We start from the raw sequence: 12424 nt of genomic DNA on the forward strand, positions 1-12424 counted from the left end.
ACCGGGCCTCCCGACCGACGTGCCGAACGGCGCTCCTCCGTCGGGGGCGCCGTTCGAGCCAGCCTAGCGATCGCGCGGGGAAGCGCAATCCCTCTCGCGATCCCTCCCGCGGTCCCGCGCGCGCCGGGTCTCGCCGCCGAGGTCAGGTCTCGGCGGCGACGGCCGCGCGGATCCGCTCCAGCCCCTCGGCGAGGAGCGTGTCGCTGGGGCCGGCGTAGCCGAACACGAGCCCGGCGCGCTCGTCGCCGGGCACCGCGGAGTACTCGGCGAGGCTCGCGACGGCGACGCCCTCGGCGGAGAGCCGGTCGACGACGGACGCCGCCGTCGCGGCATCCGGCAGCCCGAGCACGGCGTGCAACCCGCCGTCGAGGCCCGAGAGCGGCGCGCCCGGAAGCCCGTCGAGCACGTCGAGCACGAGCCGGCGCCGATGCGCGTACTCGCGGCGGGTCACCGCGATGTGCCGTCGCACCGCGCCGCTCGCGAGGAGGGCGGCCGCGGCATCCTGTGCCGTGCCCGGAACCGGCGACGGCTCGTCGGCGCGGATCAGCGTGATGGCGTCCCTCAGGGCCGGATTCGCGGGCAGCACGAGGTAGCCCAGCCGCAGCCAGGGCGTGAGCACCTTCGAGAAGCTGCCGACCAGCACCACGTGCTCGTCGTCGAGCGAGGCGAGCGCCGGCAGCGGCGGCCCGAGGTGGCGGAACTCACTGTCGTAGTCGTCCTCGATCACCAGGGCTCCCGCCGTGCGCGCCCAGTCGAGCAACTCGAGCCGAGCCGCCACCGGCAGCCGTCCGCCGAGGGGGTACTGGTGGCTCGCCGTCACCATGACGGCGTGCGGCGGTCGCTGCATCCGGCGCAGCACCTCGACGTCGATCCCGTCGCCGTCGACCGGCACGGGGGTCGTGCGGGCGCCGCGTCGTTCGAGGATGCGGCGCGCCGAGGGGTAGCCCGGATGCTCGACCGCCACCTCGGGAGTGGTTCCGATGAGCTCGGCGAGAGCGGATGCCACGAGCGCGAGCGCCTCGGCGGTGCCGGCCGTGACGACCACGTCGTCGGGTGCGCAGGCGACGCCGCGGGCCAGTCGGAGGTGGTCGGCGATCTCGGCCCGCAGGCGCGCGACCCCGAACGGCGGCGGCGACTCGGACGGGATGTCGAGCCCCGCCGCGTGCCGCCAGGCCGCGCGCCACGCCTTGGTGTCGATGCGCGCGGTGGACGGCCGGCCAGGCAGGAGGTCGATGCGCGGCGGCGTGGCGCTGGGCGCGACCGCCGCCTCGCCCGCCGCCATCCCGTCGAGTGGTCGCGAACTGCGGGTCGGGGCGGCCGGAACCCGCAGTTCGCGACCCTTCGATGCGCGCGCGCCGCGTTCGGAGGTGTCTCTGGGCTCGGCGCCGGCCCCGTTTCCGTTCCCGTTCCCGTTCCCGGCGAGGATGAGCGCGGCGACCCGGGTGGGCGCGCCCTGGCGCATGTCGAGGTAGCCCTCGCCGGCGAGCTGCTCGTAGGCGGCCACGACCGCGCTGCGGGACACGGCGAGCTCGGACGCGAGCGCGCGCGTCGACGGCACCGCGTCGCCGGGTCGCAGCACGCCGTCGAGGATGCGGCGGCGCAGCCCCTCGACGAGCTGCACGCCGATGGGGCGACCGGTGTCGCGATCGATCACCGGGATCGGTCCGTCCATGGCGCCATCGCCTCCAAACTGGTCTGCTCGATGCAGCGAGAACTGGACTGCGTCGCCGACCAGTCTAGCGGCGAGACTCGCAACGTGACCACGACGAACACCTCCTCGCCCCGCCGCATCCGCCGCATGCCCGAACGCCAGTCCATCGACCGCGACGCGCTCTTCGAACTCCTCGACCAGGAGCTCGTCGGGCACCTCGCCGCGGTCGCCGAGGGCACGCCCGTGGTCGTGCCCATGGGCTTCGCCCGCGACGGCGACCACCTGCTCCTGCACGGCTCGACGGGCGGCGGATTCGCACTGCGCGCCGCCGCCGAGGGAGCCACCGTGGCGTTCGCCGTGACATCCCTCGATGGCCTCGTCTATGCGCGCTCCCTCTTCGACAGCTCGATGAACTACCGCAGCGCCGTCGTCTACGGCGTGCTCGAGCCCGTCGACGACGAGCGAGCGGATGCCGCGCTGCTGGCGCTCTCCGAGCGGCTCATGCCGGGCCGTCCCGCCGAGGTGCGCGCCACCACCCGGAAGGAGCGGGCCGCGACCCGCGTGCTGCGGCTCGCCCTCGACGACGTGGTCATGAAGGTGCGCGCCGCCGGGGCATCCGAGTCTCCCGACGATGGCGAGGACCACACGGGCTGGGCCGGCGTCGTGCCGATCCGACGCGCCTGGGGGACTCCCGAACCGTCCGCGCTGACGCCCGTGGGCACTCCGGTGCCCGGCTCGGTGGCCGCCCTGACGGCCGGTCGCCACCCGCTTCACTGAATGAGAGGAGGTGCGAGATGTTCGCGACCCTGATCGTGCTCGGACTGTTCGCCGCTGCGGCGGCGACGGCCTCGATCGTGCAGTTCCGCCGTGACGGCTACCGCCGCATGCCCACCCGCCGCGCTGCCTGAGGCGGTCGAGCGCCGGTCCTGAGGTGGCCGGCCACCTGCGCCCCGGCGAAATAGGGCGATCGCCCGATGGGGCCCCACCGCCTTAGCGAGCACGCTGAAGGTATCCGATCGAACGGGTCGGTCGACATCAGGAGGAATCATGCAGCTCTCGGCTGACTACATCGCATTGGGCGCACACCAGGCCGACGTGCGGCGTGCCGAGGAGGAGATTCAGCTGCGGATGGCCGCGGCGGAGCGCGGCTCGGACGGCGCGGGGGCGTCGTCCGAGCCGGTCGCCCGTCGGCGGGCGCACCGCGCACTGCACGCGCCCCGACTCGCGCTGCGGTGAGCGTGGCGGCAGTCGTCGGTGCGGGCGTTCCGGCGCCGCTCGACGGCGCTCCCCGGCCCGGTGCCGGTGTCGGTGGAACGTGGCACCATGAGATGGTGACCACGTCAGCGCCGGCCATGATCGGCCGGGACGCCGACCTCGCGAGGCTCAACGAGCGCCTCGACGAGGTGCGCGCCGGCGCGCCGTTCACGGTCATCATCGGCGGCGAGGCGGGCATCGGCAAGACCCGTCTCCTGCGCGAGTTCGAGGCCGGGCTGCCCTCCGACGTGCGCCTGCTCGTCGGCCAGTGCGTCGACCTCGGCAGCGTCGCTTCGCCCTATTCGCCCGTCAAGGGCGCGCTGCGCACGCTCGTCGCCGAGGAGGGCGCCGACCGCGTGCTCGACGCCGTCGGCCCGGGTCGCGCGGCGTTGGTTGCGCTGCTGCCCGAGCTCGCGGCATCCGACCCACTGACCGCGGCGCCGACGGCCCCTCCTGCCGCCGGCGCCGCCACCAGCCAGCTGCACGAGGCCATCGCCGTGCTCCTCGAGACGTTCTCCCGCGAGCGCCCGATCGTCTTCGTCATCGAAGACCTGCACTGGATCGACGCGGCCAGCCTCACGCTGCTCCGCTTCCTCATGCGGGCGCTCGGTTCGAGCCGCGTGCTCACGGTGCTGAGCTACCGCACCGAAGACGTCACCAGGGGGCATCCGGTGCGCGCGTTCCTCTCCGAGGCCGAGCGCGATCGGTGGGTCGAGCGCCGCGAGCTCAGCCGGCTCACGCGCGCCCAGGTGCGCAAGCTCGCCCGGTCGCTCATCGTCGACGAGGCGGTCAGCGAGCAGGTGCTCGCCACGGTGTTCCGCCGCAGCGACGGCGTGCCGTTCTTCGTCGAGGAGCTCGTCGGCATCGACGGATGCCGCGACGAGGGCGAGGTGCCCGACACGCTCCGTGAACTGTTGCTCGCGCGCTACGAGCGGTTGTCCGAACCGGCGCAGGAGCTGCTGCGACTCGTCTCGATCGGCGGAGTGTGCGTCTCGCACTCGCTGCTCGCCGCCGTGTATCGCGGCAGCGCCGACGAGCTCGACGCCACCGCCCGCGAGAGCGTGCTGGGCGGGGTCCTCACCATCGACGGACAGGACTACGCGTTCCGCCACGCCCTCGTGCGCGAGGCGATCCTGGCCGACCTGCTCCCGGGCGAGCGCGCCAGGTTCCACGCCCGCTACGCCGAGGCGCACGAGGCCGCCGCCGCGGCGGGCACGCGGCGACTCGCCGCCGAGATCTCCTACCACTGGCTCGGGGCCAATGATGCCGGGCGCGCGTTCCCGGCGACCATCCAGGCCATGCGCGAGGCGCGCGCGGCGGCCGCGTACGCCACGGCGGCGCAGCTCGGTGAGCGGGCTCTCGGCCTCTGGGACGTCGTGCCCGACCCCGAGGCCGCCGCGGGCATGGGCAAGCTCGAGCTCATGGGCCGCACCGCCTCGCACCTGCGCAACGCCGGTGAGGGAGAACGCGGCCTCGCGCTCGTCAAGGCAGCCCTCGCCGAGTGCCCGCCCGGCGACCGCCAGTATCCGCGGCTGCTGCGCGACAAGGCGCTCTACCTGGCCAACGTCGGCCGACCCGGTTCCATCCCCGTCCTCGAAGAGGCGCTCGCGGCCCTCGGCGACTCCGGTCCGAGCGACCTTCGCGCCACCGTGCTCACGGCGCTGTCGGGCCGGCTCATGATCGACGGCCGGCTCGACGACGCCGTCGAGATGGCCGAACGCGCCCTCGACGTCGCGACCCAGATCGACTCGAACCGCTATCGCTCGATCGCCACGAACATCGTGGGCATCAGTCGCGCGGCGCGCGGCGAGGTCGACGAGGGCATCGCGCTGCTCGAGAGTTCCCGGGAGCTCGCCGCGGGTGACGGCGGTGCGCTCCTCCGATACTGGGTCAACGCCTCCGACCTGCACTACCTCATCGGCAATCACGCCGAGGCGGTGCGGCTCGCGGAGGAGGGCCTCGCCCGTGCCCGCGAAGACGGCATCGAGCGCAGCACGGGCGTGCTGCTCGCCGGCAATGCGGTGGACCCGCTCTTCGCGCTCGGCGAATGGGACCGCGCCGAGGAGCTCATCGATCGCGCGCTGGCCCTCGACCCGCCGACGCCGTTCACGGCCTACCTCCTGCGTGCCCGCATCTGGGCGTGGCTCTGGCGCGGCGATACCGCGGCGGCCACCGCGCTCTACCGAAGTGCCCGCTCCTCGATGATCCCGGTCATGGAGGTCGAGATGCAGACGCGACTCGGTGTCGGCCGGCTCGCGGCCGAACTGGCGCTCGCCAACGACGACCTCACCACGGCCTGGCGCGAGTCGCGGGCGCTCCTCCACGAGGAGCACCTGCCCCTTCCGGGCTACGCGCTGCCGTTCCTCTGGGTCGCCGCGCGCACGGTCGCCGCCATTCGAACGCGGCCGCACGCGGTGAGCGAGACGATCGCCGCCGAGGCGATCGACGCCGTGCCAGCGTTCCGGTCGCTGCTCGGCCGCCTCGTGTACTGGCCGAACAGCCCCGTCTGGACGGCCCTGTTCGAGGCCGAGCTCGCCGAGGCATCCGACGGTGCCGGCGCCGGGGTGCCCGGCACCGACACCGGCGCCTGGCGGGTCGCCGTGAGCGAGACCGCCGGGCCGTTGGCTCCCGGATTCCTCGCGCCCTACGCCCTGCTCCGGCAGGCTGAGGCGGAGCTCGCCGCCGCCGACCGGGCCGCCGCGCGCGCCTCGCTGCAGGCGGCGTTCGACGTGGCCGAGTCCGGAGGCGTGATCGCGGTCCGCGACCGGGTGCTCCGCGTGGCATCGGCCGCAGGCCTCGCGCTCGACGGCGTCGGCGGCGGAGCTGCGCTCGTCGTCGCCGCCGGGGGAGTGGCGGGCTCAGGGGCATCCGACGCCGACGCCGGAGCCACCGCCGACCTCACGGCGCGCGAACGCCAGGTGCTCGAGCTCATCGCCGAGGGCCTCAGCAACCGCCAGATCGGCGAGCGGCTCTTCATCAGCGGCAAGACGGCGAGTGTGCACGTCTCGGCGATCCTGCGCAAGCTCGGGGCGGCCACCCGCACCGAGGCCGCCTACCGCGCCGGCGCCCTGCGCTGACCCGCTCGTCAACGCTCTCTCGGCGTTGTCGAGATGACGCAGATCGACCTTCGTTGGCCCTCGGGACGTCGATTTGCGTCACTTCGGCGGGTGGGGTGGCCCGACGACGCGGCGCTCCGGCCCCGCTACTTCGCCGGCTGGAAGCGCCGCGCCACGTCGATGAGCAGGCGGGCGCCGTAGCCGGTGGCGCCCTTCGAGCGCCAGGAGTCGTCGGCATCCGACTGCATGGTGCCCGCGATGTCGAGGTGCGCCCACGGCGTCTCGCCGACGAACTCGGCCAGGAACAGCGCCGCGGTGGTCGCGCCGGCGTAGGGGCCGCCGAGATTCGAGAGGTCGGCGACGTCGGAGTCGAGCTGCTTGCGGTACTTGCGCTCGAGCGGCAGTTCCCACACCGGTTCGTCGGCCGCGGCCGCCGCGGCCTTCACGAGTCCGATGGTGGTGGGGTCATTGCCGATGACGGCGGCGAGCGACGGGCCGAGGGCCATGAGCGCCGCCCCGGTGAGCGTGGCGATGTCGATGATCGCGTCGACGCCGTCCTCGTTCGCGAGCGCGAGCGCGTCCATCATCACGAGCCGGCCCTCGGCGTCGGTGTTCTTCACCTCGACGGTGGTGCCGCCGCGCGCGGTGAGCACGTCGCCGAGCTTGTAGGCCGAGCCCGACGGCATGTTGTCGGTGCACATCAGCCAGCCGGTGACCGTCGCCGTCGCGTCGAGCGCGCGCAGCGCGGTGAACGCCGCGAGCACGGATGCCGCACCGCCCATGTCCATCTTCATGAGCAGGTGCATCGGGTCGGAGGGCTTCAGGCTGATGCCGCCGGAGTCGTACATGATGCCCTTGCCGACGAGGCCGAGGTGTCCACTCGAGTTCCCAGGAGGCGTGTAGCGCAGCTTGACCATGCGCGGCTCCTCCGCGCTGCCCGAGTTCACGCCGAGGAGACCGCCGCAGCCGAGGTCGATGAGCTGCTGGCGGTCGAACACCTCGACCGCGAAGCCGAAGCGCGCACCGAGTGCGACCGCGACGTCGGCGATGTCGGTGGCGGTGAGGTGCCCGGGTGGCGTGTTCGCGAGGTCGCGGGAGATGTTCGCGGCGCGGGCGGTGACGACGCCGTGCCCGGCGCCGGCGGATGCCGCGGCGCGGTCGGCCCCGTCGAGCAGCAACTCGACGCGCTCGAGCGGCGAGTCCTTGGGCTTCCGCTGCAGCTCGCGGTATCGGTAGCGCGCGAGGATCGCGCCCTCCGCGAGCGCCTGAGCGGCGTCCGCGGCATCCGCCGAGCCGATCGACGGCACGCGCAGCGCGATGCGGCCGAACCGGGAGGTGGCGCGAGCGAAGGCCGCCGCCGCGTTGCGGAGGCCGGCGAGATCGAGCTCGCCCGTCGGCCCCGCGCCCACGAGCACGATGAGCGGGCGGCTCGCATGCGGCAGCGCCAGCGTGGTGCCGGGCTTCGCGTCGAACCCGGCGAAGGACTGCGCCTCGCGGTCGAGGTCGATGCCCTCGGGCAGCGTGCCGTCGCTCGTCACGAGCACGCCGATGGCGTCGACGTGCTGCTCGCCGAGCTCGGCGACCACGGCCACCTCTGGCACGGCATCGAGCGACGGGGTGGCCGAGAAGTCGGCGGGGATGAGCTTGACCGGATTGCGCGTCACGCGTGCGTCTCCTTCTGGTCGAGTGCTGGGTCGAGGGCGGGTTCGAACTCGTCGTCGACCACGTCGTCGATGTCGTCGTCATCGTCGGGTTCGAGCTTCTCGGGCAGGTCGCCGCGCCGCCGCCCCGGCATGCGGGTCGCGGGGACGATCGCGAGCAGCGAGATCGCGGCGAGGCCCAGCAGCGAGATCTTCAGCGCCTCGAGCCGCGCCTGGGCGTTCACGGCGATCGCAGCGTCGAGCTCGGGTCCGCTGGCACGGCTGCCGAGCACGTCGGCGAGCTGCTCGTTCGTGAGGAAGTTCGCCTCGTTGATGTTCACCTGCGCGATGAGCTCGTCGGAGATCTCGGGGTGCTCCTGAGCGCCCGAGAGCAGCAGTGCCGAGAGCATGCCCACGGCGAACGCGCTGGCGACGGCGATGCCGACGCTGCCCGAGAGGTTGTGCACGAGCCCGCGCCAGGCGCCGACGTCGCCGGCGAGTTGCCGGGGCGCCGCCGAGAGCAGCGTGTTGAACACGAGGGCGACGATCGCGCCCTGCCCGAGGCCGAGCAGGATGAGCCCGGCGACCACGAAGCCCTGGCTCCATTCGCCTCGCACGGTGAAGGCGAGCAAGGTGAGCGCGGATGCCACGACGACGAACCCGGCGGTCGCGAGCACGCGCGGGGTGTACCGGTCGTAGAGGTAGGCGACGAACGTCGAGGCCAGGAAGATCGACAGGGTGTAGGGGATGATCGAGAACGACGTCTCGAGGCTCGACCGGCCCTGCACCACCTGGATGTAGAGCGGGATGAGGAAGTTCGCGGCCGTGCCGACGAAGAGCATCGTCGCCATGCACGCCGTGACGGCGCGCTCCGAGCCGGTGGCGAGCACCCGGAGGTCGAAGATGCGCGGCTTGTCCTCGCGCCCGCGACGGCGGAGCCAGGCGAAGAACGCCTGCCCGACGATGAGCCCCGCGATGATGAGCAGCGGCGCGGGCGACAGTCCGAGCACGTCGAAGGGCGCCTGGGGCGTCGCCAGCCAGAGGCCCCACGTGGCGAGCCCGCTGAACGCGAAACTGAGCAGGATGATGCCGATGGCGGCGAGGATCGCGCCCGTCCAGTCGATGGTGAGTCCGGGCTGGGCGGGGACCCTCTTCAGGCGGAAGCTGAGCAGCAGGTTGATCGCGGCGAGGGCGACCATGAGCGCGAACGACCAGCGCCAGCCGATCGTGGTCGCGAACCAGCCGGCGAGGAGGAGGGCGAGCACTCCGGCCGCGGGAATGGCCGCGGCGAGGAATCCGATCGCCCTGGCCTGCTGCCGCCCGTGGTAGTTCGTCGCGATGAAGACCACGAGGGCGGGGGCGATGAGCGCGATCACGGCACCCGACGACGCCTGCGCGATGAAGAGCATCGCGGGGCTCACGCTCAGTGCCACGCCCAGCATCGCGAGCCCGTGGATCGCGACGGCGATCTGGAACACGCCGCGGCTGCCGAAGCGGGAGCCGATCTTCGCGCCGAGCAGGATGAACGCCGCCATCGCGAACGTGCCCGCGGTGATCGCCGTGCCGACCGAGGTGGCGGGCGTGTCGAGGTCGGTCGTGATGCCGGCCATCGACACGGTCAGCGCGTTCACCGCGAACGACGCCTGGATCTGGGTGAGCACCACCACGATGAGCGGCAGCCACGATGCCTTCACGGCGTCCGAGCTCGGTACCCGACTCGCCGACGCGGTCGTACTTGCGGCCATGCTGCCCCCCAGGTCCACCGCCGGGCCGTGCCGGCTCCTGATCCGACAGTAACGCCGAAGGTCGGCGCGGAGGTAGCCATCGATCGGTTGAGGGCCTCCCGGCGAGCCGGTGGCTAGTCTGAGCGAATGGATCCCGTGGCGACCACGCTGGTCATCCTCGCGCTCGCCATCGTGGCGTTCATGTCGAACCGGGTGCCGCTAGGCATCGTCGCGATCGGCGTGGCCGTGGCGCTCTGGCTCACCGGGATCCTCGACCTCGGGCAGGCGCTCGCCGGCTTCGGCGACCCCACGGTGGTGTTCATCGCGACGCTCTTCATCGTGAGCGAGTCGCTCGATTCGACGGGGGTCACGGCGTGGGCCGGCCGCCAGGTGATCGGGCGGGCGGGAACGAAGCGCACCCGGCTGCTGCTCGTGGTGTGCCTCCTCGTCGCGGGCGTCACGGCGCTGATCAGCGTGAACGGCGCGGTCGCGGCGCTCATCCCCGTGGTCGTCGTGGTCGCCACACGCGCGGGCCTCGCCCCGTCGCAGATGCTCATGCCGCTCGCGTTCTCGGCGCACGCCGGCTCGCTGCTGGCGCTCACGGGCACGCCGGTGAACATCATCGTGAGCGAGGCGGCAGCGGATGCCGGGGCTCGCCCGTTCGGGTTCTTCGAGTTCGGGCTGGTCGGCGTCCCGCTCGTCGTCGGCACGCTGCTGATCGTGGCGCTCTTCGGCCGGCGGCTGCTGCCCGAGCGCGCGGCGACGACGCTCCCGCAGGACGTGAGCGCCCACGCGCGGACCCTGCGCGAGCAGTACGCGCTGCCGGAGGGCACCGAGCTCATCGGCGTGCGCCGCGGCGTGACCGAGGTGGTCGTCGCGCCCCGCTCGGAGCTCATCGGCCTGCACCTGTTCGCGGGCATGGCGACGCCGAGCGGCGACCTCGTCGTGCTCGCCGTGCAGCGCGGCGGCGAGGACCTGACCGGCACCGACACGACGCTGCGGGCGGGCGACACGCTGCTGCTCAGCGGCGGGTGGGAGGAGCTGCAGCGCAACACGGCCGGGCCCGACGTGCTCGTCGTCGACGATCCGGCGCGGGTGCGGCGCTCGGTGCCGCTCGGGGTGGGCGCGAAGCGCGCGATCGTGATCCTCGCCGCGATGGTGGTGCTGCTCGCCACGGGCATCGTTCCGGCGGCGATCGCCGGACTCGCCGCGGCATCCGCCTTGGTGCTCACTCGAGTGGTGACGCCGACCCAGGCCTACCGCAGCGTCTCGTGGACCACGGTCGTGCTCGTCGCGGGGATGATCCCGCTGTCGACGGCGTTCATCACGACGGGCACCGCCGAGGTCATCGCCGGAGGCCTGCTCGGGGTCATCGGCGACGCGTCGCCGTATCTCGCGCTCGCGGCGCTGTGCGTGCTCACCATGGTGCTCGGCCAGCTCATCTCGAACACGGCGACCGTGCTGATCATGGTGCCGATCGCGGCGGTGCTCGCGGCCGACCTCGACGTCTCGGTGCTGCCGTTCATGATGGCGCTGACGGTGTCGGGTGCGGCGTCGTTCCTCACACCCGTGGCCACCCCGGCGAACACGATGGTGCTCGAGCCGGGCGGCTACCGGTTCGGCGACTACTGGAAGCTCGGGCTCCCGTTGCTGCTGCTCTTCCTGCTCGTGGCCGTGTTCTACGTGCCGCTCGTCTGGCCGTTCTGAGGGGGATCATGGTCGACGTCTCACTCCTCGTCGCCGGTGCCGTGTTGCTCGCCGGCATCGTCATCCTGGTGGCGCTGCGCGGACGGCGGCGCGGCGTCGAAGCGACCGCGGAGTCGGCGGTCACGACGGGCTCGATGCCGGTGATGCCAGACCGCGAGCCCGACTCCGCCGCCACGCTCGCAGCGACGGAGGCGGTCGGCGACGCGATGATCGATGCCGGCTTCTCGGGCACCACCGTGCGACGCGCCCTCGAGGACATCGCCAGGGTCAACGGGCTCCCGTCGAGCCAGGTGCTCGTGTTCCCGACGGCCCTGCTCGTCTCCGCGCGAGGCGAGGGCCATCATCGCACCGGAGCGATCACGAGCGGCGAGCGACGCCTGCTGCTCGCGCAGGTCGACGAGCTGCAGCGCACCGTCGACGCGGCACGGAAGGGCGTGCTCGACCCCGAGTCGACGATCCGGCACGTTCGGGACATCCGGGCGATGGCTCCGCCGTACGGCCGGGTGCTGCGGGTCATCGGCTACGTGGTGCTCTGCGGCGCCCTCGCCGTGCTGCTCGGATCGTCCTGGACCGGCGTGGCCCTGTCGGCCGGACTCGGCGTCATCGTCGGCACCGTCCTGCTCGTCGCCGAGCGCCTGCCCAGCGGATATGGGGCGCTGCTCACCGTCGGGATGGCGTTCGTCGTCGCGCTCGCCGTGTTCCTGCTGCTGCGGGCGGGGCTGGGCTCCGGGATCCTGGCCGCGCTCATCGCGCCGCTGGTGGTGCTGCTGCCCGGCGTGCTGCTGACCACCGCGGCGCTCGAACTCTCGATGGGGCAGATGATCTCGGGTGCAGGGCGTCTCGCGGCGGGCGGTTGGCAGCTGGTGCTCCTGGCCGCCGGCATCGTCACGGCGGGGGCGATCGCCGGAGTGCCCGACTTCGACTTCACCGAGAACCCCGAGGCGCTCGGACCTGCGGCGCCCTGGATCGCGGTGGTCCTCTTCGGGGTCGGCATCGCCGTGCACCAGTGCGTGCCGCGTCGATCGATCCTGTGGATGCTCCTCGTGCTCGCCATGGCGTACGCCGCCCAGGTGCTCGGTGCCGCCCTCGTCGGCGGGGTGCTCTCGGCGTTCGTCGGCGCGCTCGTCGTGGTGCCGGTCACGGCCCTGGTCGCACAACAGCCGCGAGGACCCGCGGCGCTCGTGAGCTTCATGCCGGCGTTCTGGCTCCTCGTGCCGGGAGCGCTCGGACTCGTCGGCGTGACCGACCTGCTCACCGGCGACACGAACGGGCTGAACTCGATCGTGGCGACCCTGTCGACGATGGTGGCGATCGCGCTGGGGGTGCTTGCCGGGTCGGTCGTGTCCAACCGCATGGAGCGACCGGTGCTCTGAGCGACCGGCCGATCACGCG

General features: G+C 73.0%; 8 protein-coding genes. 5 read left to right on the forward strand and 3 right to left on the reverse strand.

The features are described 5' to 3' along the window. Nucleotides 1-142 precede the first annotated feature (142 nt). Nucleotides 143-1672 (reverse strand): MocR-like pyridoxine biosynthesis transcription factor PdxR, encoded by a 1530-nt coding sequence (gene pdxR / locus AC1DZA_RS09535; protein ID WP_476772553.1) that lies wholly within the window; start codon nt 1670-1672, stop codon nt 143-145. Nucleotides 1673-1756: 84 nt separating this feature from the next. On the opposite strand from pdxR, the gene AC1DZA_RS09540 reads away from it, so the two are divergent. From AC1DZA_RS09540 to AC1DZA_RS09550, 3 genes are all read left to right on the forward strand, one after another. Continuing rightward, nucleotides 1757-2428, forward strand: a complete 672-nt coding sequence (locus AC1DZA_RS09540) for a pyridoxamine 5'-phosphate oxidase family protein (RefSeq protein WP_476772554.1) — start codon at nt 1757-1759, stop codon at nt 2426-2428. Between the two features lie 270 nt (nt 2429-2698). Further along, nucleotides 2699-2887: a hypothetical protein gene (locus tag AC1DZA_RS09545; protein ID WP_476772555.1), complete on the forward strand. Its 189-nt coding sequence runs from the start codon at nt 2699-2701 to the stop codon at nt 2885-2887. Between the two features lie 95 nt (nt 2888-2982). After that, a complete protein-coding gene (locus tag AC1DZA_RS09550) occupies nt 2983-5982 on the forward strand; it encodes a helix-turn-helix transcriptional regulator (RefSeq protein WP_476772556.1) in 3000 nt (999 codons plus the stop codon). Nucleotides 5983-6107: 125 nt separating this feature from the next. Here AC1DZA_RS09550 and AC1DZA_RS09555 read toward each other — a convergent pair whose 3' ends face one another. Both AC1DZA_RS09555 and AC1DZA_RS09560 read right to left on the reverse strand, forming a co-directional pair. Further along, entirely contained in the window at nt 6108-7625 is a 1518-nt protein-coding gene (locus tag AC1DZA_RS09555) for a leucyl aminopeptidase (protein ID WP_476772557.1), read from the reverse strand. Beyond that, a complete protein-coding gene (locus AC1DZA_RS09560; protein ID WP_476772558.1) occupies nt 7622-9346 on the reverse strand; it encodes an MFS transporter in 1725 nt (574 codons plus the stop codon). The genes AC1DZA_RS09555 and AC1DZA_RS09560 overlap by 4 nt, the downstream gene beginning before the upstream one ends. A gap of 126 nt (nt 9347-9472) precedes the next feature. Here AC1DZA_RS09560 and AC1DZA_RS09565 point away from each other — a divergent pair, with 126 nt between their 5' ends. Then, nucleotides 9473-11032, forward strand: a complete 1560-nt coding sequence (locus AC1DZA_RS09565) for an SLC13 family permease (RefSeq protein WP_476772559.1) — start codon at nt 9473-9475, stop codon at nt 11030-11032. An 8-nt stretch (nt 11033-11040) separates the two neighbouring features. Beyond that, entirely contained in the window at nt 11041-12405 is a 1365-nt protein-coding gene (locus AC1DZA_RS09570) for a threonine/serine exporter family protein (protein WP_476772560.1), read from the forward strand. Nucleotides 12406-12424: the final 19 nt, after the last annotated feature.

Source organism: Agromyces sp. P2_B3, from assembly GCF_056404815.1.

What these genes read in the sequence shown, in the direction of transcription:
- pdxR (WP_476772553.1), bottom strand. Translation starts at nt 1,672, where the DNA reads ATGGACGGACCGATCCCGGTGATCGATCGCGACACCGGTCGCCCCATC.
- AC1DZA_RS09565 (WP_476772559.1), top strand. Translation starts at nt 9,473, where the DNA reads ATGGATCCCGTGGCGACCACGCTGGTCATCCTCGCGCTCGCCATCGTG.
- AC1DZA_RS09570 (WP_476772560.1), top strand. Translation starts at nt 11,041, where the DNA reads ATGGTCGACGTCTCACTCCTCGTCGCCGGTGCCGTGTTGCTCGCCGGC.
- AC1DZA_RS09545 (WP_476772555.1), top strand. Translation starts at nt 2,699, where the DNA reads ATGCAGCTCTCGGCTGACTACATCGCATTGGGCGCACACCAGGCCGAC.
- AC1DZA_RS09560 (WP_476772558.1), bottom strand. Translation starts at nt 9,346, where the DNA reads ATGGCCGCAAGTACGACCGCGTCGGCGAGTCGGGTACCGAGCTCGGAC.